General features: G+C 69.4%; 24 protein-coding genes. 17 read left to right on the top strand and 7 right to left on the bottom strand.

Going from position 1 to position 23,556, the window contains the following annotated elements; translation table 11 throughout:
- The first annotated feature begins 29 nt into the window (after positions 1–29).
- Positions 30–1,319: a citrate synthase gene (locus Dac01nite_RS01570; protein ID WP_203653021.1), complete on the top strand. Its 1,290-nt coding sequence runs from the start codon at positions 30–32 to the stop codon at positions 1,317–1,319.
- Positions 1,316–1,810: a hypothetical protein gene (locus Dac01nite_RS01565; protein ID WP_203653020.1), complete on the top strand. Its 495-nt coding sequence runs from the start codon at positions 1,316–1,318 to the stop codon at positions 1,808–1,810. Before Dac01nite_RS01570 ends, Dac01nite_RS01565 begins: the two co-directional genes overlap by 4 nt.
- 239 nt (positions 1,811–2,049) lie before the next feature.
- Here the strand turns inward: Dac01nite_RS01565 and Dac01nite_RS01560 are convergent, their stop codons facing one another.
- Positions 2,050–2,901 (bottom strand): hypothetical protein, encoded by an 852-nt coding sequence (locus Dac01nite_RS01560; protein ID WP_203653019.1) that lies wholly within the window; start codon positions 2,899–2,901, stop codon positions 2,050–2,052.
- Positions 2,902–2,903: 2 nt separating this feature from the next.
- The gene (gene dapD, locus Dac01nite_RS01555; RefSeq protein ID WP_203653018.1) at positions 2,904–3,851 is read right to left on the bottom strand and encodes a 2,3,4,5-tetrahydropyridine-2,6-dicarboxylate N-succinyltransferase; all 948 of its coding nucleotides are present in this window, start codon (positions 3,849–3,851) and stop codon (positions 2,904–2,906) included.
- An 89-nt stretch (positions 3,852–3,940) separates the two neighbouring features.
- Here dapD and dapE point away from each other — a divergent pair, with 89 nt between their 5' ends.
- From dapE to Dac01nite_RS01540, 3 genes are all read left to right on the top strand, one after another.
- On the top strand, positions 3,941–5,035 hold the full coding sequence (gene dapE / locus Dac01nite_RS01550) for a succinyl-diaminopimelate desuccinylase (RefSeq protein WP_203653017.1): 1,095 nt from the start codon (positions 3,941–3,943) through the stop codon (positions 5,033–5,035).
- A gap of 52 nt (positions 5,036–5,087) precedes the next feature.
- The gene (locus tag Dac01nite_RS01545) at positions 5,088–5,864 is read left to right on the top strand and encodes an LOG family protein (protein WP_203653016.1); all 777 of its coding nucleotides are present in this window, start codon (positions 5,088–5,090) and stop codon (positions 5,862–5,864) included.
- Positions 5,865–5,958: 94 nt separating this feature from the next.
- On the top strand, positions 5,959–6,126 hold the full coding sequence (locus Dac01nite_RS01540; RefSeq protein WP_203653015.1) for a DUF3117 domain-containing protein: 168 nt from the start codon (positions 5,959–5,961) through the stop codon (positions 6,124–6,126).
- 39 nt (positions 6,127–6,165) lie between these two features.
- On the opposite strand, the gene Dac01nite_RS01535 is transcribed toward Dac01nite_RS01540, so the two are convergent.
- Positions 6,166–6,798 (bottom strand): O-methyltransferase, encoded by a 633-nt coding sequence (locus tag Dac01nite_RS01535; protein ID WP_203653014.1) that lies wholly within the window; start codon positions 6,796–6,798, stop codon positions 6,166–6,168.
- 125 nt (positions 6,799–6,923) lie between these two features.
- Here Dac01nite_RS01535 and sigE point away from each other — a divergent pair, with 125 nt between their 5' ends.
- From sigE to Dac01nite_RS01500, 7 genes are all read left to right on the top strand, one after another.
- Positions 6,924–7,526 carry an RNA polymerase sigma factor SigE gene (gene sigE, locus Dac01nite_RS01530; protein WP_203653013.1) on the top strand — a complete coding sequence of 201 codons (603 nt, stop codon included), beginning with the start codon at positions 6,924–6,926 and terminating at the stop codon, positions 7,524–7,526.
- The gene (locus tag Dac01nite_RS01525; protein ID WP_203653012.1) at positions 7,523–8,362 is read left to right on the top strand and encodes an anti-sigma factor; all 840 of its coding nucleotides are present in this window, start codon (positions 7,523–7,525) and stop codon (positions 8,360–8,362) included. The genes sigE and Dac01nite_RS01525 overlap by 4 nt, the downstream gene beginning before the upstream one ends.
- Positions 8,363–8,381: 19 nt before the next feature.
- The gene (locus Dac01nite_RS01520; RefSeq protein ID WP_203653011.1) at positions 8,382–9,767 is read left to right on the top strand and encodes a S1C family serine protease; all 1,386 of its coding nucleotides are present in this window, start codon (positions 8,382–8,384) and stop codon (positions 9,765–9,767) included.
- A 5-nt stretch (positions 9,768–9,772) separates the two neighbouring features.
- Positions 9,773–10,099: a twin-arginine translocase TatA/TatE family subunit gene (locus tag Dac01nite_RS01515; protein ID WP_203653010.1), complete on the top strand. Its 327-nt coding sequence runs from the start codon at positions 9,773–9,775 to the stop codon at positions 10,097–10,099.
- A gap of 86 nt (positions 10,100–10,185) precedes the next feature.
- Entirely contained in the window at positions 10,186–11,199 is a 1,014-nt protein-coding gene (trpS, locus tag Dac01nite_RS01510; protein ID WP_373307223.1) for a tryptophan--tRNA ligase, read from the top strand.
- 5 nt (positions 11,200–11,204) lie between these two features.
- The gene (locus tag Dac01nite_RS01505; RefSeq protein ID WP_203653008.1) at positions 11,205–12,671 is read left to right on the top strand and encodes a YihY/virulence factor BrkB family protein; all 1,467 of its coding nucleotides are present in this window, start codon (positions 11,205–11,207) and stop codon (positions 12,669–12,671) included.
- Between the two features lie 142 nt (positions 12,672–12,813).
- Positions 12,814–13,530, top strand: a complete 717-nt coding sequence (locus Dac01nite_RS01500) for a DUF4190 domain-containing protein (RefSeq protein WP_203653007.1) — start codon at positions 12,814–12,816, stop codon at positions 13,528–13,530.
- Between the two features lie 40 nt (positions 13,531–13,570).
- Here Dac01nite_RS01500 and Dac01nite_RS01495 read toward each other — a convergent pair whose 3' ends face one another.
- The 4 genes from Dac01nite_RS01495 to sdhC are packed head-to-tail and all read right to left on the bottom strand — an operon-like array spanning position 13,571 to position 16,951.
- Positions 13,571–14,338, bottom strand: a complete 768-nt coding sequence (locus tag Dac01nite_RS01495) for a succinate dehydrogenase iron-sulfur subunit (protein WP_203653006.1) — start codon at positions 14,336–14,338, stop codon at positions 13,571–13,573.
- A 14-nt stretch (positions 14,339–14,352) separates the two neighbouring features.
- Positions 14,353–16,122, bottom strand: a complete 1,770-nt coding sequence (gene sdhA, locus Dac01nite_RS01490) for a succinate dehydrogenase flavoprotein subunit (protein ID WP_203653005.1) — start codon at positions 16,120–16,122, stop codon at positions 14,353–14,355.
- Positions 16,119–16,577, bottom strand: a complete 459-nt coding sequence (gene sdhD, locus Dac01nite_RS01485) for a succinate dehydrogenase, hydrophobic membrane anchor protein (protein WP_203653004.1) — start codon at positions 16,575–16,577, stop codon at positions 16,119–16,121. Before sdhD ends, sdhA begins: the two co-directional genes overlap by 4 nt.
- Positions 16,577–16,951 carry a succinate dehydrogenase, cytochrome b556 subunit gene (sdhC, locus tag Dac01nite_RS01480; RefSeq protein WP_275404500.1) on the bottom strand — a complete coding sequence of 125 codons (375 nt, stop codon included), beginning with the start codon at positions 16,949–16,951 and terminating at the stop codon, positions 16,577–16,579. The genes sdhD and sdhC overlap by 1 nt, the downstream gene beginning before the upstream one ends.
- Before the next feature lie 53 nt (positions 16,952–17,004).
- Here sdhC and Dac01nite_RS01475 point away from each other — a divergent pair, with 53 nt between their 5' ends.
- From Dac01nite_RS01475 to Dac01nite_RS01455, 5 genes are all read left to right on the top strand, one after another.
- The gene (locus Dac01nite_RS01475; RefSeq protein ID WP_308438265.1) at positions 17,005–18,090 is read left to right on the top strand and encodes a mannose-1-phosphate guanylyltransferase; all 1,086 of its coding nucleotides are present in this window, start codon (positions 17,005–17,007) and stop codon (positions 18,088–18,090) included.
- A 173-nt stretch (positions 18,091–18,263) separates the two neighbouring features.
- Positions 18,264–19,340, top strand: a complete 1,077-nt coding sequence (locus tag Dac01nite_RS01470) for a BMP family lipoprotein (protein WP_203653003.1) — start codon at positions 18,264–18,266, stop codon at positions 19,338–19,340.
- A 128-nt stretch (positions 19,341–19,468) separates the two neighbouring features.
- Entirely contained in the window at positions 19,469–20,992 is a 1,524-nt protein-coding gene (locus tag Dac01nite_RS01465) for an ABC transporter ATP-binding protein (protein WP_203653002.1), read from the top strand.
- Complete coding sequence (locus Dac01nite_RS01460; protein WP_239066449.1) at positions 20,989–22,254, top strand: ABC transporter permease; 1,266 nt, start codon at positions 20,989–20,991, stop codon at positions 22,252–22,254. The genes Dac01nite_RS01465 and Dac01nite_RS01460 overlap by 4 nt, the downstream gene beginning before the upstream one ends.
- A complete protein-coding gene (locus Dac01nite_RS01455) occupies positions 22,251–23,546 on the top strand; it encodes an ABC transporter permease (RefSeq protein WP_203653001.1) in 1,296 nt (431 codons plus the stop codon). Before Dac01nite_RS01460 ends, Dac01nite_RS01455 begins: the two co-directional genes overlap by 4 nt.
- Positions 23,547–23,556 lie beyond the last annotated feature (10 nt).

Here is a 23,556-nt window from a genome sequence, read left to right as displayed (position 1 = left end):
GCGCTGCGGCGCACTGGAGGTTCCCCCGGATGACACGAGTCGTCGACGCCCGACTGACGGTAGATGGCACCACACGCGAGCTGCCGCTCGAGCGCTCCACGGTGGGCAACGACGGCGTGTCCGTCACCACCCTGCTCAAGGACACGGGCCTGGTGACCGTGGACCCGGGGTTCATGAACACCGCGGCCTGCGAGAGCTCGATCACCTACATCGACGGCGACGCCGGCATCCTGCGCTACCGCGGCTACCCCATCGAGCAGCTCGCGGAGAAGTCGACGTTCCTCGAGGTCGCGTACCTGCTCATCCACGGCGAGCTCCCCAGCGACGAGCTGCTGAACGCACTCAACAATCGCGTCGCCCGCCACATGCACGTGCACGAGGGCATCAAGTCCTTCCTCGAGGCCTTCCCCCGCGACGCGCACCCCATGGCCGTGCTCGCCGGCGCCACCAGCGCGCTGTCGACCTTCTACCCCGAGTCGGTGGGCCGCGACGAGCCCGAGATCGAGCTCGCGACCGTCCAGCTCCTGGCCAAGACCGCCACCGTCATCGCCTACCTCCAGCGTCGCGTCACGGGCGGCGAGCTGATCGAGCCGCGCAAGGGCGGCGCCTACGTCGACGAGTTCATGCGCATCGGCTTCTCGGGAGCCGACGGCGAGCTCGACATCGACCCCACCATCCGCCGCGCCCTCGACCTCCTGCTGATCCTGCACGCGGACCACGAGCAGAACTGCTCGACCTCCACCGTCCGCATCGTGGGCTCCTCGCAGGCCAACATCTACGCGGCCGTGTCCGCCGGCATCGGCGCGCTGTCCGGGCCGCTCCATGGCGGCGCCAACGAGGCCGCGCTGTCCATGTTCGACAAGATCAAGGCGGACGGCGACACCGTCGAGCAGTTCGTCGCCAAGGTCAAGGACAAGGCGGAGGGCGCTCGCCTGATGGGCTTCGGCCACCGCGTCTACAAGTCCTATGACCCCCGCGGCGCGGTGGTCAAGAACGTCGCGAACTCGGTCCTCAGCGAGCTGGGCGGGAACGACGAGACCTTCCAGATGGCGCAGGAGCTCGAGGAGATCGCGCTGTCCGACGAGTACTTCATCGAGCGCAAGCTCTACCCGAACGTGGACTTCTACACCGGCCTGCTGTACTCGGCGATGGGCTTCCCGCGCCAGATGTTCACGCCGCTGTTCGCGCTGGGCCGCATGCCCGGCTGGATCGCCCACTATCGCGAGATGATGGACGACCCCCGCACCAAGATCGGCCGCCCGCGCCAGATCTACACGGGCGAGGTCGAGCGCGACTACGTGGCCATCGACCAGCGTTGACCTCACCGGGCGCTGACCTGACGCCCACCGCTGGCGACGGCTCGTCAGCGGTGGTGCTGCGTCACAAGGACGCGACTCGTCAGTCCGTCCTCTATGGCGTCTTCGCGCTGCTGCTGCCGGCCATCGTCGCGGGCGTCATCTGGCTCGAGTTCCCCGGGCGGTACTGGTCGCTGATCTTCCTCCCCATCGCGCTGTTCCTGGGTTACTCCGCGGCGCGACTCGCCACGCTCCAGGTGCGTCTCGACGCTCAGGGGATCTGGGAGCCCAACCCCTTCCGGCTCACGTATGTCACTCCGTGGAGCGACGTCAAGCGCGTGGACAAGGCGCTCAAGCCGGGCCGGGTGCAGTTCCTGACGGTGCGCATCACCCACCGCGACGGCGACACTCACGACGTCGTGGCGCTCAACATGCAGGCCAGGGCCGCGTACGCGGAGCCCACCGTCGAGGGCTGGGTGCAGTCGATCCGCGACGCCAAGAAGCGCTGGGCCTGACCCGCTCTTCGCGCCCCACCCGATCGAGGCAACTCATGTACGGAATGCGTGGCGATCAGCGCGTCATGAGGCACCTGATGTCCTCGCGGCAGCCCGGGACACCCGTCGTCGACTCGCGCGCTCGTGGATCCAACATGACCATCACCTGCCTCATCACCACGCGAATGGCTCACGCCGTGACCACCACGTGCCTACGTCGAGGTGGGGCGGCGTAGGGCGACGTGGGCGACGTGCGACGGTCAGGGGGTGTGCACGCTGATCTGCGTGGCGTCGCTGGGGGCGGCAACGGCGGCGTCCTCGTCGCGCTGCCACGCTGCGTCGCCGTCCACGGACGCCACCACACCCTCGGCGTCCGCGACCGCTACCGCCCATCGCTGGATCGCTGCGTCGAGGGTGGCGTCGCCTGCGGTCGCCGTCAGCGTGGTGGTCTCGGTGCTCATCTCACCCACCAGCAGCTCGTACGCGCCCTCGCCGAAGTCCGCCGCGATGCGGTCGCTGAACGCGCGAGCGGTCATGGCGCCCGCGTCGCCCAGGTCGCACGTGACGTCGCCGCCATTGCCGGTGAGCGCGGACGCCCAGAGCCGGCCCTCCTCCTCGTGATCTGCGTAGGCGTCCGGGAACGCGGAACGCTGCACCGCCTGCGCCGCCACCGTGATCTCGAGCTCGGTCCAGTTCGCGATCTTCTCGAGGCCCTCGTAGAACTTGTCGGTCGAGTAGTACGGGTCCATGATCTGCTCGACAGTGCCCCAGCCCTGCGACGGCCGCTGCTGGAACAGGCCCACCGAGTCGCGGTCGCCGTAGTCGATGTTGCGCAGCGAGGACTCCTGCAAGGCCGTCGCGACAGCGATCGATGCGGCGCGGGCCGGCAGCCCGTTGCGGATCGAGCCGGCGACGATGATCGCGATGTTGTTCGCCTGCTCAGCGGTCTTGGTGTCCGTGCGATCGCCCAGCGTGACGGTGCACTGCCCCGAGGGAAGCACCTCGTCGCCGTAGCGCGACCACAGCGACGGCCCCCACAGGATGGCAGCCGCGCCTGCCCCCGCGAGCACCAGCAGCGCGGCGACGCCGCCTCCACGACGGCGTTGCGCCATGGTCAGTTCGCGTGGAGCGCGGCGTTGAGCTCGACACCCTGGCCCTGACGCGCCACGACCTCCAGGGCCCCGGACACCGAGTTGCGGCGGAACAGCAGACCGTCGCGCCCCGCGAGCTCCTTGGCCTTGACCACCACCGGCTTGCCGTCATCGTCGGTCTGGCCCACCAGCAGCACCTTGGAGCCGGCGGTGACGTAGAGGCCGGCCTCGACGATGCAGTCGTCGCCCAGCGGGATGCCCAGGCCGGAGTTGGCACCCAGCAGGGAGCGCTCGCCGATCGAGATGACCTCCTTGCCGCCACCGGACAGCGTGCCCATGATGGACGCGCCGCCGCCCACGTCGGAGCCGTCGCCCACGACCACGCCGGCGGAGATGCGGCCCTCGACCATCGAGTGACCCAGCGTGCCGGCGTTGAAGTTCACGAAGCCCTCGTGCATGACAGTGGTGCCCTCGGCGAGGTGCGCACCCAGGCGCACGCGGTCAGCGTCCGCGATCCGCACCCCGGACGGCACCACATAGTCGACCAGGCGCGGGAACTTGTCGATCCCGTAGACGGTCAGCTGCTGACCGGCGCCGCGGAAGCGCAGGCGCACGTCCTCGAACCCGGTGATCGCGCACGGTCCCGCAGAAGTCCAGACCACGTTGGTGAGCGCCCCGAACAGGCCCTCGAGGTTCACTCCGTGCGGCTGGACCAGTCGGTGCGAGAGCAGGTGCAGGCGCAGGTAGGCATCCTCGACGGAGGCGGGCGCGGAGTCCAGGTCGATCACGGTGCGCACGGCGCGGACCTCGACGCTGCGCAGAGCATCGGTGCGCTCGGCGTCGACGAGCGCATCCGGGATCTGCTGCCCGGCCGGCGCCTCGCCCAGCCGTGGCGACGGGTACCAGGTGTCCAGCACCACCCCGCTCGCATCGAAGGTGGCCAGTCCGAATCCGTACGCGGGTCGAGTCATGGCACCAGGGTAGTAGAGGGCAGCGAGCCGGCCGATGCGCCGCTCGAGCCGTCGCTGACGGGCCGCACCGCGCCGGATAGGCTGACGCCATGGCCCGCCTCGACCTGTCCGCGCCCGTCGAGGACCTCGCCGCACAGCTCATCGACATCCCCTCGGTGAGCGGCGGCGAGCATGCGATCGCCGACGCCGTCGAGCAGGCCCTGACGTCCCAGGCGCCGCACCTCACCCTCACGCGGGACGGCGACGCGATCGTCGCCCGCACGGAGACGGGCGCCGCGCAGCGCGTCATCATCGCCGGCCACCTGGACACCGTGCCCATCAAGGACAACGTGCCGTCGCGCTGGGATGACGACGGCGCGACCCTGTGGGGCCGCGGCAGCGTCGACATGAAGGCAGGCGTGGCGGTGATGCTGTCGCTCGCCGCTCAGCTCGACCGGCCGATGCGCGACGTCACCTGGGTGCTGTACGACCACGAGGAGGTCGAGGAGTCCAAGAACGGCCTGGGCAGGCTCAGTCGCAAGCATCCCGAGCTGCTTGAGGCCCAGTTCGCGGTGCTCTGCGAGCCCACCAGCGCCGCCATCGAGGGCGGGTGCAACGGCACCCTGCGCGCGGATGTGACCATTCCGGGCGTCGCGGCGCACAGCGCTCGGGCCTGGAAGGGCGTCAACGCGATCCACCGGGCCGCGCCGCTGCTGGCCGCGCTCGACGCCTACGCGCCTGCGACGGTCACGGTGGACGGGCTCGACTATCGCGAAGGGCTCAACGCCGTCGGCATCCGCGGCGGCATCGCCGGCAACGTCATCCCGGACGCCGCGGTCATCACCCTCAACTACCGCTTCGCGCCCGACAAGACGCTCGAGCAGGCACAGGCCCACGTGGTGGAGGTGATCGCTCGCTCCGGCGTCGAGCACACTCTTGCCTGGACGGACCTGGCCGCCGCGTGCCGGCCCGGCCTCGACGCGCCGCTGGCGCGCAGCTTCGCCGATGCGGTGGCCGCCCACGGCGGCGGCGCGCCGCGCGCCAAGGTGGGCTGGACGGACGTGGCGCGCCTGGGCGCGCTCGGCATCCCCGCCGTCAACTACGGCCCCGGCGACCCGGAGCTCGCCCATGCGGACCACGAGGCGTGCCCCGTGGCGGACATCCGTGCCTGCCGAGCCGGCCTGGAGGCGTGGCTGACGGCCTGATCCAGCTCGCGCATCGGCCGGGCTCACCTGACCCCTACCTGAGGAGGCATCCATGAAAGCCGAGTACCGCAAGGGTCCTGTGCTGCTGCGCGGCCGCAACGTTCCCACGTCGTCCACGTCAGGGCGCCTGCTGGGCGGCCAGGACGAGCCCGACTGGCTCCATGGCGATCCGTGGCGCGTGATGCGGATCCAGAGCGAGTTCGTGGAGGGGTTCGGCGCGCTCGCCGAGCTGGGGCCCGCGATCTCCGTGTTCGGCTCGGCGCGGTCCGAGCCTGGCGCCCCCGACTACGAGCAGGGCATCACCGCGGGCCGTCGCCTGGTCGAGGAAGGCTTCGCCGTCATCACCGGTGGTGGCCCCGGAGTGATGGAGGCGGCCAACAAGGGCGCGCAGGAGGCCGGGGGAGTCTCCGTGGGCCTGGGCATCGAGCTGCCCTTCGAGCAGGGCGTCAACGAGTTCGTGAACCTCGGCATCAACTTCCGCTACTTCTTTGTCCGCAAGACGATGTTCGTGAAGTACGCGCAGGGCTTCATCGTGCTGCCCGGCGGGTTCGGCACCATGGACGAGCTGTTCGAGTCGCTCACCCTGGTGCAGACGCGCACCATCACGCGCTTCCCGATCGTGCTGGTGGGCCACGCGTACTGGGACGGACTGGTGACGTGGCTGCGCGACGCGGTGGTCGCGGACGGCAAAGCGTCCGCGACCGACCTCGACCTGTTCCACGTGACGGATGACATCGAGGAGGCCGTCCGGATCGTCGCCGACCATGCTCGCGGCGAGGGCACCGGACCCGTCGAGCCGGCTGGGGGAGCCATGCAGGAGTCCATGTGAGGGGCGTGGTTCGAGGCCTCTGCGGCGTCGGCGTAGAATAGTCGCCGATGCCGCAGGTGCGCGGCGCGCACGACATCTCGAGGAGAACCACACTATGGCTGCGATGAAGCCCCGTACCGGTGACGGCCCCATGGAGGTCGTGAAGGAGGGTCGCGGCTATGTGATGCGCGTCCCGCTCGAGGGTGGCGGCCGCCTGGTCGTGGAGATCAACGCGGACGAGGTCGCCCAGCTGCGCGACGCACTGGCCGGCGCGCTGCAGTAGCGGCCATACCGGCGCCCGCAGTGGCGCCCATGCATGGGCTCAGGCCGTCTTGATGGCCACCAGCAGCCCGTCCCCGCTCGGCAGCAGCATGGGCTCGAGCACATCCGAGTCCCGGACCGCCTTGAGCGTCATCCGCACCGCGGTCGTGTTCTCGTCGCGCTGAGCCGGATCCGGCACCCGCCCGTGCCACAGGGCGTTGTCGATCGCGACGATCCCGCCGATGCGCAGCAGACGCAGCGCCTGCTCGAGATACTCGGGGTACTCGGCCTTGCGTGCGTCGATGAGGACCAGGTCGTACCCGCCGTCCGTGAGCCGCGGCAGCACGTCGAGCGCCCGCCCCGTGATCATCCGGGCGCGCTCGGGTGCGAAGCCCCCGGCTGCCAGCGTGCGCTTGGCGGCCTTGTGATGCTCGGGCTCGACATCGATGGTGGTGATCACCCCTGATGCGCCCATGCCGCGCAGGATGTAGGTGGTGGACACGCCGGCTCCGGTGCCGATCTCGACCGCGGATCGCACTCCTGCCAGGCGTGTCGTGAGCTGCAGCACGCGGCCGGCACCAGGGTGGACCGGCACGCAGCCCAGCTGGTCCGCGACGTCGCGCGCCGCGAGCAGGACGTCGTCCTCGGGGACGAAGTCCTCGCAGTACGCCCAATTGGCGGAATCGGTGCTCATCAGGTGGCCTCCCTACGGGAATGGTATAGGTCACACAGGACCATGAGCCGATGCCGCGCAGCGTCAGACGTGGGAACATAGAGGGGTCGGCAACCGTTGTGAGACACGTGAAGGAGGGAGAGCAGATGACGCACATCGTCACACCTGAGACCGTTGAGTCGACCCCCTTCACTTCCGAGACCCTTCCGCAGGAGCTGACCTGGGAACGGATCGTCGAGGAGCACTCCGGACGGGTCTACCGACTCGCCTATCACCTCACGGGCAACCAGCATGACGCCGAGGACCTGACGCAGGACGTGTTCGTCCGTGTGTTCAACTCGCTGTCGCAGTACAAGCCCGGCACGTTCGAGGGCTGGCTGCACCGCATCACCACGAACCTCTTCCTGGACCGCATGCGTCGCAAGAAGAGGATCCGCTTCGACTTCATGGCGGACGACGATGCTGCGGTGGCCACGTCTGACAGCTTCGATCGCCACGAGCGGTCGGGTCAGCCCGAGGATGCCTTCGACATGTCCCACCTGGGCGACGACATCGTCGCCGCGCTCGCGGACCTCCAGCCCGAGTACCGGGCCGCGGTGGTGCTGAGCGACATCGAGGGCCTGTCGTACGAGGAGATCGCCGCCACGCTCGGCATCAAGATGGGCACTGTCCGCTCCCGACTTTCTCGCGCCCGCGCGAAGCTCCGTGAGTCTCTGGCTCACCGCGCGCCGGTGCGAGGTGGCGTGTGAGCGAACAGCACCTCGGAGACGATCTTCACGACCTGCTCGACAACAGGCTGAGCCCTGCGCGCTGCGCGGCGGCCATGGCGCACCTCGAGGCATGCGACGAGTGCCGGTCCAAGTGGGATGACCTCCGTGCCGCGCGCGACGCCCTCAAGACCTCGACCGCCGGCATCGACATGCGCTTCACGGAGCAGCTCCTCGATCGCGACCGCATCGCGGAGATCGCGAAGGGCGAGTCCAAGCACCAGGTGCGTGCTGCCCGGCCCCCGGACCGTCGCCCGCTGCTCGTGGCGGCGCTCGCATGCGCTCTCGCCGGTCTCGTGGTGATCAGCGCGTACGTGGTGGGGGAGCCCGAGGAGGTCTCGCTCGAGTTCGCCGAGAGCGACGACGTCTCCGGAACCGCCGTGGTGCGCATGGGCGCGCAGACGATGCGCACCGGTGACCAGCTGCGCAGCTGGGTGCACCCCGACTGGGAGGCCACCGGCCTGGTTCCTGTCGAGGCGACCGTGGTGCGCGCTCGATCCGGAGAGAACGTGCTCGTGGCATCGATGCTCGCGCAGGTCGAGCCGATCGTCATCACCGAGCAGCACGGCCGGCTGTCACCGCTGGTGACCGAGTACTACACGCCCGTCGACCTGGGTCACACCTCGGCGTACCTGGTGAGCGACCACCCTCGGCAGTTGGTCTGGCAGACAGGTGACGTCGTGATCTCCGTGACCTGCACCTGCGCGCCCGCGCTGCTCGAGGAGGCCGCGCTGGCCTTCCCCGCCCACGGAGACCTGACCGTCGTCGACCGCGTCCTCGACGGCCTCCGCGAGATCTCCGACGCTGTGACCCCCTGAACCGTGAGGAGCACCCCTGATGTCTGACAATTCCTTCGCGCCCCCGGGCTCGTCTCCCGCGCGCCCATCGAGCGACCCGTACGCGCCGCCGCAGGACGGTGGGGCGGTGATGACCGGCCAGCAGGACACGCTGCCGCTGCCCACGCAGCCCGCGCAGCCCGCCCAGCAGTCGCAGCCGCCCCTGACGCCCGGCCCCGACGGCGTGATGTACACCGGCGAGCCCGCGCACGACGCCTCCGGGTACGAGCCGCCGGCGGCGCCCGCGACCACCCCGGACGCGAAGCCCCCGGTGGGTCGGGTGCGCAAGCGCACGGTCGCGCTCATCGCGTGCGGCTCGCTCGTGCTGGGCGTCGGCGGCGGGATCGCCGGCGCGTGGGCGTACGACGAGTTCATGCCCTCCGGCGCCAGCATCCAGGTCGCCAGCGGTGAGCCCGTCGAGCGTGCCGAGGGCTCCGTCGCTGCCGTGGCTGCCGCGGTGATGCCGTCGGTCGTGTCGATCGAGGCCGCCGTGGGCGGCGTGGGCGCCTCCACCGGCTCCGGATTCATCATCCGCGAGGACGGCTACATCCTCACCAACAACCACGTCATCGAAGGCGCGGACGAGATCACCGTGGTGATGTCGGACGGCTCGGAGATGGCCGCTGACCTGGTGGGCGCGACGTCCGACTACGACCTCGCCGTGCTGCAGATCGACGTCGACGGACTGACGCCGGTGACCTTCGCGGACTCGAGCGAGGTGGTCGTGGGCGACGAGACGATCGCGGTGGGCTCGCCGCTGGGCCTGGAGTCCACGGTCACCACTGGCATCGTCTCCGCGCTGCACCGTCCCGTGACGGCTGGCGGCGCCGAGGGCGCCCCGGCATTCATCGACGCGATCCAGACCGATGCCGCCATCAACCCGGGCAACTCGGGCGGACCGCTGCTCAACGCCAATGGCGAGGTGATCGGCGTCAACTCCGCCGTCGCCGCGCTGCCGGGAGCCACGCAGTCGACCGGAGCGGGCTCGGTGGGCCTGGGCTTCGCGATCCCGTCGAACCAGGCGCAGCGCACGGCCGAGCAGATCATCGAGACCGGCGAGGCGACCTATCCGGTGATCGGCGTGCAGCTGGACGAGCGCTACACGGGCGAGGGCGTCAAGGTGGTCGACGATGCCAGCGGCGTGGTCGATGGCGGTCCCGCGGACGTCGCAGGCATCGAGCCCGGCGACATCATCACGGCGATCGACGGACGCCCCATCACGCAGACCGACGAGCTCGTGGTCGCCATCCGCGCCATGGCCCCCGGCGACGAGGTCGTGTTCACCGTGCAGAGCGGTGGAGGGGAGCGGGATGTGCCCATCACGCTCACCTCGAGCGACAACGTCGACTTCGAGACTGGCGACCAGGCTCCCGACGGGCAAGAATAGGCGGCATGTTCGGCATCAACGGGGGCGAGCTCCTCGTCCTCATCGTGATCGCCATCCTGGTGGTGGGTCCCGAACGCATGCCGGAGTACGCGGCCCAGTTGCGCGAGTGGGTGGTCACCCTGCGTGACCTCGTCACTCGCAACAAGGATCAGCTGAAGACCGAGCTGGGCGACGGCGTCGACTGGAAGCAGTACGATCCGCGCCAGTACGACCCGCGCCGTATCGTCCGCGACGCCCTGTACGAGCCTGCTCCCAAGCCCGCTGCGGCCGCCCCTGCGGCCGCGGCGGCGCCCGTGCCTCAGCCGGCGCCGTACGACGCGGACGCCACCTGATCCGCTGAGCCCCCGCATCGGCCGTGCGCTCCGCCCGGCCGATGCGCGGGTTGGGTCACGCGCGCGGGTACGGAACAATGGGGGCCATGAAGCCCCGCGTGTTCTCCGCCATGCAGCCCACCTCCGACTCCCTGCACCTGGGCAACTACCTGGGCGCGCTGGTCCAGTGGGTGAAGCTGCAGGACACCCACGATGCGATCTACGGCGTCGTCGACCTGCATGCGCTGACCGTGGCTCCTGACCCGTCGGAGCTCGAACGTCGCACGCGGCGCACCGCCGCTCAGTTCCTCGCGGCAGGGGTGGATCCCGAGCGCTCGATCGTGTTCGTGCAGTCGCACGTTCCTGAGCACGCCCAGCTCGCGTGGCTGCTGAGCACGTTCACCGGGATGGGCGAGGCCGGGCGCATGACGCAGTTCAAGGACAAGTCCGCGAAGGTGGGCGAGTCCGGCACCAACGTGGGCCTGTTCACGTACCCGATCCTCATGGCGGCGGACATCCTGCTGTACGACACGAACCTGGTTCCCGTGGGCGAGGACCAGCGCCAGCACCTCGAGCTGTCGCGGGATCTCGCCGAGCGCCTCAACACCCGCCTGGGGGAGGGCTCGGCCGTGGTGCCGGAGGCCTACATCGTCAAGGAGACGGCGAAGATCTACGACCTGCAGGAGCCCACCAAGAAGATGTCGAAGTCCGCGTCCAACGGCAAGGGGCTCATCGAGATCCTGGAGGATCCGAAGAAGGTGGCGAAGGCCATCAAGTCCGCCGTTACGGACACGGGCTCCGAGATCCGCTTCGATCGCGAGGCCAAGCCGGGCGTGTCCAGCCTGCTGAGCATCTACTCGGCCATCGACGGGCGCTCGATCGAGCAGCTGGTGGCCGACTACGAGGGCAAGATGTACGGCCACCTCAAGGTGGACCTGGCGGACGCCGTGGTCGAGTACCTGACGCCGGTGCGGGACGCCGCGATGGAATGGATCGGGTCCCCGGACAGGTTGGACTCGGTACTGGCCGATGGCGCGGACAAGGCCCGCGGCATCGCCCAGGAGACGCTCGCGCGGCTGTACGACCGCGTGGGTCTGGTGCCCGCGACAACGAGGAGGTAGCACCTGTGGCGGACCGCAAGGAGGACTCGCTCGTCGCGCGCGGCAAGGGCCTGGTCGCGGACGCGAAGACCCTCAAGGAGCGGTTCGATCTCACCCACCCCGGTCGCACCCTGGAGCGCTACTCGGACCGCAACGGCAGCGTGATCGCGGGCGGCATCGCCTTCTTCTCGCTGACCTCGATCGCCGCCGGCGTGCTGATCGCGGTGACGCTCGCGAGCTGGTTCATCGCGGGGGACGAGGAGCTGTCGAGCCAGATCTTCGACTTCGTCGACCAGGCCGTCCCCGGCGTGGTGAAGGACGGCCCCGACGATGCCGGCCTCGTGGACCCGAGCACCCTGCAGCCCACGGCCGTCACCGGGGTGGTGGGATTCTTCGCGTTCCTCATCCTCTTCAACACCGCCTCCCGCTACGTGAGCGGCATGCGCATGGGGGTGTGGGCCATGCTGGAGGCGGATGACCGATCGCCGCTGCAGGGCAAGCTGCGCGACTTCGCCGCACTGGTGGGCATCGCGCTCATGGTCGTGCTGGGTGCCGGCCTGCAGGTCGCCACCTCGGTGATCGCGGACCAGGTCTCCCAGCTGCTCTTCGACACCGCCCCGCAGGAGTGGGCGGTGCGGCTGTCCGGAGCGGCCGTGATGTTCCTGGTCGACATGGCCTTCGCGGCGATCGTGCTGGTCTACCTGGGCGGTGTGCGCCTGTCCCGACGCTCCATCCTCGTCACCCTGATGGTCGCCGCGTTCGGGATGGGCGTGCTGCGGCAGGTGATGTCGCTCATCATCTCTGGGGTGTCCAACAACGCCGTGCTCGCGCCTTTCGCGGCCATCGTCACCCTGCTGCTGTTCACCAACTACACGGCACGCATCATGCTGTACTCGGCCGCGTTCCTTGGCACCTATCGTCAGCTCGGGCCCCTCACGCGGGACGAGCTCGCCGAGCCCTTCCTCGACTGGGCGGTCCACCAGGCGGGAGCGCAGGTGGAGGGCACGGATCCCGGCGTCCTGCGCATCGATCCCGGTCCTGAGCACGTTGCGATCGAGATGCAGCGCAGCACGGACGGTGACATCACGGTGGCGCGGGCTGCGGCGACCGGGGATCCGTGGCCAGCGATGCGGACGCGGTCCACCCGAGTCGCCCAACGCCACGCCGTGTTCGCTCTCGCGGCGGTGGCGCGCAAGCGTGCCGGGATCGACCGCTCGCTGCTGGTCCGCAGCGCTCGTGACGCCCGGCTGCCGGACGTGACGCTGTCCTCGACGCAGGACGAGCGCTTCCCCTTCGCCGTCGACTTCGGGGGCGAGGAGCTCGCGAGGTTCGCTCGCGCCTCGGACGCCCGCGAGGCGACGCTGTACCTCGCGGCCACCATCGAGGAGGTCGTGGCCTCGGTCATGGAGCCGGACGGCGGCGTGTTGTTCGGCATCCCCGAGGGCGAGAGCCCGCGCCTGGGCGACCGCGTGCGCGCCTGGCTTCGCCGCTAGGGCCCACGCGACCGCTGATTCGACTGTCGGGGCGTTTCCCCACACAAGCCTTCCGCTGAGGCCGCGACATGCGCTAGCGTCTGCCCCTGGAAGAGGACCGCGCCGTCATGCGCGCGCCCCACAGACGCGGAAGGACCGTTCAGTGAGCACCCAGGACCCGTTCTCGACAACTCCCTCGCAGCAGGGCTCGGAGCAGGGCTCGGAGCAGACGGGCGACGCCGCGGCGTGGCAGCCGGCTCCGATGCCTGCGCAGCCCGAGCCCGAGGTGCGCACGTACGACTACGGTGCGACGGGCTACGCGCCGCCGCAGCCCTCCGCTCCCGGCTTCTCCGGAGGCGCCCCGACCCCGACCTACGGCACTCCGACTCCGTACTACGGGGCGCCGACGCCCACGTCCACGGGCACCGATGGCGTGTCGATCGCCGCGCTCGTCGTGGGCATCCTGGGAGGAAGCGTCATCGCGATCATCCTGGGTGCGATCGGTCTGCGGCGCACTGCCGGGGGCATCCGTGGCGGCAGGGGCCTGGCGTGGGCCGGCCTGATCCTCGGAATCCTGGGGACCATCGCGTGGGCGATCACCGTGGTCTTCCTCGTCGCGTTCGTCCAGAGCGACGAGTTCCAGACCGGGTTCCAGAGCGGGATCGAGTCCGATTTCGAGAACGACCCGTTCTTCTCCGACGCTCAGACGTACGGCGACAACGCCGAGCTGGACGCGCTGTGGGACCAGTGCGCGGCGGGCGACGACGGCGCGTGCGACGAGCTCTACAACGCGTCGCCCATCGGCTCGGAGTACGAGGAGTTCGGCGACACCTGCGGCGAGCGTGGACGCCCCGTGGACCAGCTGTGGTGCGAGCAGTGACGCGCCGGGCGGCGCCGGCCTCGCGCTGATCGAACGGTGACTAGACCTCGCCGGTGGTGAGCGCTCGCTTGACCTCGGAGATGGCCTTGGTCACCTCGATGCCACGCGGGCACGCCTCGGTGCAGTTGAAGGCCGTGCGGCACTTCCACACGCCGGCCTTGTCGTTGAGGATCTCGAGACGGTCCCACTCGCCCTCGTCGCGCGAGTCGAAGATGAACCGGTGCGCGCCCACGATGGCCTGCGGGCCAAAGTACTGACCATCGGTCCAGAACACCGGGCACGCGGTGGTGCACGCGGCGCACAGGATGCACTTGGTGGTGTCGTCGAACTTGGCGCGGTCCTCCGGCGACTGCAGGCGCTCGCGCTCCGGCGCAGGGCCGGAGGTCACCAGGAAGGGCATGATCTCGCGGTAGGAGGCGAAGAACGGCTCCATGTCCACGATGAGGTCCTTCTCCGCAGGCAGGCCGCGAATCGGCTCGACCGTGATGGGGCGGGACGGGTTGAGATCCTTCAGCAGCGTCTTGCATGCCAGACGGTTCTTCGCGTTGATCCGCATCGCGTCCGAGCCGCACACGCCGTGCGCGCACGAGCGGCGGAAGGCGAGCGTGCCGTCCTGCTCCCACTTGATCTTGTGCAGGGCGTCGAGCACGCGGTCCGTGGCGTGGGCCTCGACCGTGAACTCCTCCCAGTACTCCTCGCCCGCGGGGTGGCCGGCAAGGCCGTCCGGATCGGTGCGGGCGATGCGCAGGGTGACGGTGAAGGACGCGACGGCGCCCACCTCGTCGGTCTTCTCGGCAGTGGCAGTCATCTCTCGCTCCCGGCCTAGTACTTGCGTTCCATGGGCTGGTACTTGGTCACCACGACGGGCTTCCAGTCCATCCGTAGCCCGTCAGGCGTCGCGTACACCATCGTGTGCTGCATGTAGTTCTCGTCGTCGCGGGTGGGGTAGTCCTCGCGGTAGTGGCCGCCCCGGCTCTCCTTGCGGCCGTCCGCCCCGCGGATGACGACCTCGGCGAGCTCGAGCAGGAAGCCCAGCTCGACCGCCTCCAGCAGATCCGTGTTGAAGCGCTGGCCACGGTCATGGATCGCGATGGACTCGTACCGCTCGCGCAGGTCCTTGACCACCGCCGCGGCCTCCGCGAGGGAGTCCTCGGTGCGGAACACCTGGACGTTCAGGTCCATGGTCTCCTGCAGCTCCTTGCGGATCTGCGCGACGCGCTCGGTGCCCTCGCCGCCCACGGTCTCCCGAAGCTTGGCGACCATCGACTCGACCCGTGCCGCCGCATCGTCCGGCAGCGTGGGCATCGCCTCGACGGCGTTGGCGTGGTCCGCGGCAGCGATGCCCGCGCGCTTGCCGAACACGTTGATGTCGAGCAGCGAGTTGGTGCCCAGACGGTTCGCGCCGTGGACGGACACGCAGGCGACCTCGCCCGCGGCGTAGAGGCCCTTCACGACGTCCGTGTTGTTGCGCAGCACCTCAGCATTGACGTTCGTGGGCACGCCGCCCATCGCGTAGTGCGCCGTGGGGAACACCGGAACCGGCTCGGTGTACGGCTCCACTCCCAGGTAGGTGCGGGCGAACTCCGTGATGTCCGGGAGCTTCTCGTCGATGTGCGCGGGCTCCAGGTGCGTCAGGTCGAGCAGCACGTAGTCCTTGTTCGGACCGCAGCCGCGGCCCTCGCGCACCTCGTTGGCCATCGCGCGCGCCACCATGTCGCGGGGCGCGAGGTCCTTGATGGTCGGGGCGTAGCGCTCCATGAACCGCTCGCCCTCGGAGTTGCGCAGGATGCCGCCCTCGCCTCGAGCCGCCTCGGACAGCAGGATGCCCAGGCCGGCCAGGCCCGTGGGATGGAACTGGAAGAACTCCATGTCCTCCAGCGGGATGCCTGCCCTCAGCGCGATGCCCATGCCGTCGCCCGTGAGGGTGTGAGCGTTGGAGGTGGTCTTGTAGACCTTGCCGGCGCCACCCGTGGCGAACACCACGGACTTGGCGCGGAACGTGTGCACCTCGCCCGTGGACAGCTGGTACGCGACCACTCCGGACACGGAGACGTCCTCGCCGTCCGCGGCGGTCTGCGGGTCGCCATCGAGGATCAGGTCGAGCACGTAGAACTCGTTGAAGAACTCGACCTCCTGCTTGATGCACTGCTGGTACAGCGTCTGGAGGATCATGTGGCCGGTACGGTCCGCGGCGTAGCAGGATCGACGCACCGCGGCCTCGCCGTGATTGCGGGTGTGGCCGCCGAACCGGCGCTGGTCGACCTTGCCGGCGGTGGTGCGGTTGAACGGCAGGCCCATCTTCTCGAGGTCCAGGACCGCGTCGATGGCCTCCTTGCACAGGATCTCCGCCGCGTCCTGGTCAACCAGGTAGTCGCCGCCCTTGACGGTGTCGAAGGTGTGCCACTCCGCGTTGTCGTCCTCGACGTTCGCGAGCGCCGCAGCCATGCCGCCCTGCGCGGCGCCGGTGTGCGAGCGGGTGGGGTAGAGCTTGGTGAGCACCGCGGTCTTGGCGCGCTGCGAGGACTCCAGGGCCGCGCGCATGCCGGCGCCGCCGGCACCCACGATCACGACGTCGAACTCGTGCTCGGTCATCGGACATCCTCACAGAAGGTCGGGACGCCTTCGAGGAGTGCTCCTGAGGCGTCGACGGGGCAGGGGTCGAAGGTCCAGATCACGAGCGAGCCGAGCACGATGATGACCACCATCGCGATGCGCAGCGCCCACTGGAAGGTCTGACGCAGGAACGGCCGCGTCGCGTAGTCGTTCACGATGATCCGCATGCCGTTGGTGCCGTGCACCATGGCCAGCACCAGCATGGTGAAGTCCCACCACTGCCACAGCGGCGAGGCCCACTTGCCCGCCACGAACGCGAAGTCGATCTGGCTCACGCCGTCGCCGGTGAGCAGGTTGACGAACAGGTGGGTGAAGATCAGCACGATGAGGATCACGCCGGAGACGCGCTGGAAGATCCAGCCCCACTTCTCCACGTTGCCTCGCGTGCGCAGGTTCATGGGCTGGCGAGGAGCCTTGAGCTCAGGGGCGCTCATCACTCACCTCCGAACACGTGCGACAGGTGGGTGGGCAGGAAGCCCGCCATCAGCACCGCGAAGATGCCCCACACGACCCACACGAGCAGTCGCTGGTGGCGCAGCGCCCAGGTCCATCGGTCCACGGCGATGATGCGCAGCCCGTTGAACGCGTGCAGGATGATCGCCGCGACCAGGCCCGCCTCGACGATGCCGTAGATGGGGGTCTTGTAGGAGCCGATCACCTCGTTGTAGGCCTCGGGGGACACCCGCACGAGCGCGGTGTCGAGCACGTGGACCAGGAGGAAGAAGAAGATCGCGACGCCGGTCGTGCGATGCACGACCCACATCCACATGCCTTCTCGGCCTCGATACAGCGTGGGGGCGGGCGACACAGAATCTCCTTTGAGTGGCGCTTCTCAGGTCTCACCATCCTAATGTGGTCTTCGTGAGCGACATTCCCACGCGAGACATGACCATACCCGGCTTCATCCCCGTGGTGCCCGCCGGCGGCGTGGGCTCGCGCCTGTGGCCGCTGTCGAGGCCGGAGCGGCCCAAGTTCCTCATCGATCTCCTGGGCACGGGCGCGACGCTCATCCAGGCCACGGTGAGCCGGCTCGCGCCGCTGGGCACGGAGCTGCTGATCGTCACCGGCGAGCGTCACGCTCCTGCCGTGTCGCAGCAGCTGCCGGACGTGCCCGCCGCGAACATCGTCACCGAGCCCAGCCCGCGGGACTCGATGGCCGCGATCGCGCTCGCGGCCGCTCTCATCGAGCAGCGTCATGGCGAGCGGATCATGGGCTCGTTCGCGGCCGACCACGTGATCCCCGACGCGGACGCCTTCCGTGCGGTGGTCGCGACAGCGGCCGAGGCCGCGCGTACCGGCAAGGTCGTGACCATCGGGATCGCGCCCACCGAGCCGTCGAGCGCGTTCGGCTACATCCACGCCGGCGCGCCGCTCGCGGACGCGCCCGGAGCGTTCGAGGTGCAGGCGTTCACCGAGAAGCCGGACACGGAGACGGCGGCGAGCATGCTCGCGGCGGGAGGCTACTCGTGGAACGCCGGCATGTTCGTGGTGTCGACCTCGGTGCTGCTGGGCCACCTCGCTCGCCTGCAGCCCGCGCTCGAGTCCGGCGTGCGGCAGATCGCCGCGGCGTGGGACGGGCCCGAGCGCGCAGAGGTGCTGGCCCGAGTGTGGCCCACCCTCACCACGATCGCGATCGATCATGCGATCGCGGAGCCGGTGGCGGCCGAGGGCGGAGTCGCCATGGTGCCCGCGTCCTTCGCCTGGGACGACGTGGGCGACTTCGACTCCCTCGCCGGTCTGCTGCGGCCGGGACCGGATGGCGCGGTGCGCATCGGCCGGGATGCTCCGATCTCCCTGGTCGACGCACCCGGCGCAGTCGTGGTGGGAGGCACCAAGCCGGTGGCGGTGGTGGGCATCGCCGATGCGGTGGTGGTCGAGACGGACGAGGCGATCCTCGTGCTGGGCCGCGCCTCCGCTCAGCGCGTCAAGGACGTCGAGCTCCCCTGAGGCGGCGACGCGCCTTGCGATCGCTGCAAGGCGCCCCGGAGGGCGGATTGTTGCCGAACCGTTGCTCTCGCGCAACAAGCCAGCGCGAACGTGAAACATTTCCTGCGTAGCATGGGCACCAACGCAACCGCCTGGCGTACCCAACAGGCACGATCAATGTGAGGAAACCACTCATGAGGAACACGATTCGCTATGGCGCGCTGGTCGCCGCGGGCGCGCTCGCGCTCGCCGCGTGCTCGTCTGCACCCGAGGACGAGCCGGACTCGACCGCCACCGGCACCGAGACCGAGACCGAGGCGCCCGTGGAGGACGTCGACTACATGGCGTGCATGGTCTCCGACGCTGGCGGCTTCGACGACGCCTCGTTCAACGAGTCGGCCTACGAGGGCCTGACCCGTGCTGAGGAGGAGCTGGGCATCCAGATCGCCGAGGCGGAGTCCACCGCCGAGTCCGACTACGGCCCGAACCTCGAGGCGCAGGTCGCCGCGGGCTGCGACCTGATCATCACGGTCGGCTTCCTGCTCGGAGACGCGACCGCTGAGGCCGCCGCCGCCAACCCCGACGTGAACTTCGCGATCGTGGACTTCGGCTACGAGGAGCCCATCGAGAACGTCAAGCCCCTGTTCTTCGAGACGGACGAGGCGGCGTTCCTCGCCGGCTACGCCGCGGCGGGCACCAGCTCGACCGGCACCATCTCGACCTTCGGCGGCATCAACATCCCCACGGTGTCGATCTTCATGGACGGCTTCCTCGCGGGCGCCAACTACTACAACGAGGAGACCGGCGGCGACGTCACCGTCCTCGGCTGGGACGGCACCGACGGCTCGTTCACGGGCGACTTCGACAACCAGACCAACGGCCAGAACACGGCCCAGGGCTTCCTCGACCAGGGTGCGGACATCGTGATGCCCGTGGCCGGTCCCGTGGGCCTCGGCGCGGCGCAGGCCGTGCAGTCGGCGGGCGACGCCTGGCTGATCGGCGTGGACTCCGACTGGACCCAGTCGGCTCCCGACTACGCGGACGTCGTGCTGACGTCCGTGCTGAAGAACATCGGCAACTCCGTGTTCGACACCATCGAGGCATCGATCACCGAGTTCTCGAACGAGCCCTACGTGGGCACGCTCGAGAACGAGGGTGTGGGCATCGCCGACTTCCCCGAGGGCATCGTCCCCGAGGACGTCGCGGGAGCCCTCGACGGCCTTCGTGAGGGCATCATCTCCGGCGAGATCGAGCCCTCGACCGCCGGTTAAGCAGGAGTGAAGGGCGGGGACGAGCTCCCCGCACCGCCGAGGGGCGTGCCGCGTGGACGCGGCACGCCCCTCGTGCTTGACTTGAACAGATCGCCGTGGATGGCCCGGCGCTGAGGAAGGACGATGGCGTGAGGCTCGAGCTCAGAGAGATCACCAAGAGGTTCGGCGACTTCACCGCCAACGACGCGATCGACCTGGTGGTCGAGCCCGGCACCGTGCATGCGCTGCTGGGCGAGAACGGCGCCGGGAAGTCGACGCTCATGAACGTACTGTTCGGCCTGTACGACGCGGACGGCGGCGAGATCCTTCTCGACGGCGAGCGACGCGTCTTCACGGGACCGGGTGACGCGATGGCCGCCGGCATCGGCATGGTGCATCAGCACTTCATGCTGGTGCCGGTCTTCACTGTCGCGGAGAACGTGATGCTGGGGCACGAGCAGGTCCGCGGGCCCGCCAAGCTTCTCGATCTCGACGCTGCGCGCGCGAAGGTCACGGAGATCTCGGACCGGTTCGGATTCCACGTGGATCCCGACGCGCTGGTCGAGGATCTCTCCGTGGGCGCACAGCAGCGCGTCGAGATCATCAAGGCGCTCTCGCGCGACGCCAAGGTGCTGATCCTCGACGAGCCCACCGCCGTGCTGACCCCGCAGGAGACCGACGAGCTGCTCGAGATCGTGGGCCAGCTGCGCGACTCCGGCACCGCCGTGGTGCTCATCACCCACAAGCTGCGCGAGGTGCAGGCCATCGCGGACACCATCACCGTGATCCGTCGCGGCACGGTGGTGGGGACCGCAGAGCCCACCGCCACGCAGGAGGAGCTCGCCTCGATGATGGTGGGGCGCGACGTGTCCATGACCGTCGACAAGGACCCCGCCGATCCCGGCGAGCCCATGCTCGAGATCTCGAATCTCACGGTCATCGACCCCGCCACCCAGCTCACGGTCCTGGACTCCGTCTCGCTCGAGGTGCGGCGGGGCGAGATCCTGGCCGTCGCGGGCGTCCAGGGAAACGGCCAGACGGAGCTCGCGGAGGCGATCCTGGGGCTCGCGGAGATCACCTCGGGCGACGTCTCCCTCGACGGCGAGCCGCTCGCGGGCCGCAGCATCCGCGAGAACCTCGATGCAGGCATCGGATTCGTGCCGGAGGACCGCACCGAGGACGGCGTGGTCGCGGCATTCACCATCGCCAACAACCTGATCCTCGACCTCTACGACCGCGAGCCGTACTCCAAGCGGGGCGCGATCGATCCCTCCGCGGTCGCCGACCACGCCGATGAGCAGGTCGAGCGCTTCGACGTGCGCACCACGTCGAGCCAGGCGCTCACCGGATCGCTGTCGGGCGGCAACCAGCAGAAGGTCGTGCTCGCCCGCGAGCTGGCACGCGACCTCAAGCTGCTCATCGCGTCGCAGCCCACCCGCGGTCTCGACGTGGGGTCCATCGAGTTCGTGCACAAGCGGATCATCGAGGAGCGCGACAAGGGTGTGGCGGTGATCATCGTCAGCTCCGAGCTCGACGAGGTCTACGCGCTCGCTGACCGCATCGCGGTGATGTACCACGGGCGCATCGTGGACATCGTGAGCCCCGACACCGACCGCGACACCATGGGACTGATGATGGCCGGCGCGCACGGCGACCAGGAGGAGGCGGCGTGAGCGACGGCAAGCAGGACGAGACCCCGGTGGACTCCACCCCACGCGAGCCCGAGGGCGCGGCGGGCGAGCCCGACGCTGGCAGCGACCAGCCGTCGCGCGCGCAGTCGGTGCTGCGGGAGATCCTCGAGAGCTCCACTCTCGTGGTCATCATGGCGATCGTCGCGTCGCTCGCGATCGGCGGCCTGCTGATCCTGTTCGCGGACGAGGAGGTGCGGGAGGCCGCCACGTACTTCTTCTCGCGTCCGAGCGACACGTTCCAGGCCATGGGCGACGCTCTGGGCGGCGCGTACGCGGCCATGTTCAACGGCGCCGTGCTGAACCTCAACGCGAACGACTTCGCAGGCCTGATCAAGCCGTTCACGCAGACGTTGACCATGGCCACGCCGCTCATCTTCGCGGGTCTGGGCCTCGGCATCGGCTTCCGTGCCGGCCTGTTCAACATCGGCGCCCAGGGTCAGTTGCTCATCGGCGCGACGCTCGGCGCCTACGTGGGCTTCGCGTGGCACCTGCCGTGGGGCATCCACCTCTTGGTGGCGGTGCTGGGCTGCGCTCTCGGCGGCGCGGTCTGGGGCTTCATCCCCGGCGTCCTCAAGGCCAAGACCGGCGCTCACGAGGTGATCGTCACGATCATGCTCAACTACATCGCGCTCAACCTGGTCGCGTGGCTGCTGACCCTCGACACCTTCCAGCGCCCTGACAGCAACAACCCGATCAGCCCCATCGTGGACGAGACGGCGCAGTACCCGCTCATCCTGGGCTCCGAGTTCAACCTCCACCTCGGGTTCCTGCTCGCTCTCGCCTGCGCGTGGGGCGTCTGGTGGCTGATGGAGCGCTCGACCCTGGGCTTCGAGTTCAGGGCCGTGGGTGCGAACCCACGCGCGGCACGCACGGCAGGCATGAACGTGTCGAAGGCGTACATCCTCGTGATGACCATCGCCGGTGCGCTGGCAGGGCTCGCGGGCTCAGCGCAGGTGCTGGGCACGGAGAAGGTGCTGACCACCGCCACCGCCGGATCGCTGGGCTTCGATGCGATCACCGTCGCGCTGCTGGGTCGCTCGCGCCCCGTCGGGACCGTCATGGCGGCAATCCTGTTCGGAGGCCTGCGCGCCGCGGGCCCCACGCTGCAGGTGCAGGCGGGCCTGCCCGTGGACATCGTGTTCGTGATCCAGGCCCTCATCGTGCTGTTCATCGCCGCTCCGCCGCTGGTGAGGTCGATCTTCCGCCTGCCTGCGCCAGCCCACGAGAAGGAGGTGGCGGCATGAGCACCACCGCCGTCGACACCGCGACCGCGCCCGGCTCGGGCTCCGACGCGGTTCCGCGCACCAAGTCCTGGCGCGCCACGATCGGCCTGGGCATCGTCGCCGCGCTGTCGCTGCTGGTCTTCGGGCTCGGCACCCCGGCGGGGGTGCAGACCACCTTCACCGTCTCCTCGAGCACGGACTTCATCACGCTGCCCAGCATCACCGTGCCCGCCAAGGCTGCGGCGGTGACGCTGTCCATCATCGCGCTGCTGCTGGTCGGATGGGTCGCGTATCGCGCCAACCAGTACCGCAAGGTGGGGATCTGGCTCCCGATCGTGTTCGGCATGGTCGTGATGGGGGCGCTGCTGACGTGGGCAGGGGCGGACCGCTCCGGCACCACCATCCAGCTCACCGGGCTGCTGACGTCCGCATTGTTCCTCGCGGTGCCGCTCGTGTTCGGCGCCCTGGCAGGAACGCTGTGCGAGCGCTCGGGCATCATCAACATCGCCATCGAGGGGCAGCTGCTCGCGGGCGCCTTCCTCGCAGCGCTCGTCGCGTCCGCGGTGGGCAACGCCTACGTGGGCCTCATCGCCGCACCCATCGCAGGCGGGATCGTGGGCTGGCTGCTGGCGGTGTTCTCCACGAAGTACTGGGTGAACCAGATCGTGGTGGGCGTGGTGCTCAACCTGCTGGTGCTGGGGCTCACCAGCTTCTTCTTCAGCACCGTGATGAGCGACAACCCCGAGCTCAACCAGCCGCTCAACATGCCGGACCTCGCGATCCCGCTGCTGTCAGGGATCCCCGTCATCGGGCCCGTCCTGTTCGATCAGAACCTGCTCGTGTACATCATGTACGCCGCGGTGATCGTCATCCAGATCATGCTGTTCCGCTCTCGCTGGGGCCTGCGGGTGCGGGCCGTGGGCGAGCACCCCAAGGCCGCGGACACCGTGGGCATCAAGGTCAACCGCACGCGCGTGCGCAACACGGTTCTGGGCGGGGCGGTCGCAGGCCTGGGAGGCGCGTTCTTCACGGTGGCGTCCGGGCTCGCGTTCGGCAAGGAGATGACGGCCGGCAAGGGCTACATCGCGCTGGCCGCGATGATCCTGGGCCGCTGGAGCCCCAAGGGAGCGCTGGCCGCGGCGCTGCTGTTCGGCTTCGCGGATGCGCTGCGGGTCCAGCTGGGCATCATCGGCTCCGACATCCCGTCGCAGTTCCTGGCCATGACGCCCTACCTCGCCACCATCTTCGCCGTCGCCGGTCTCGTGGGCCACTCGCGCCCGCCGGCCGCCGAGGGCATCCCGTACAAGAAGTAGGGAGGTCCCG

The sequence above is a fragment of the Demequina activiva genome (genome assembly GCF_016862815.1).
Lineage (GTDB): Bacteria > Actinomycetota > Actinomycetes > Actinomycetales > Demequinaceae > Demequina > Demequina activiva.
This window is presented reverse-complemented; position numbering and strand designations above follow the sequence as displayed.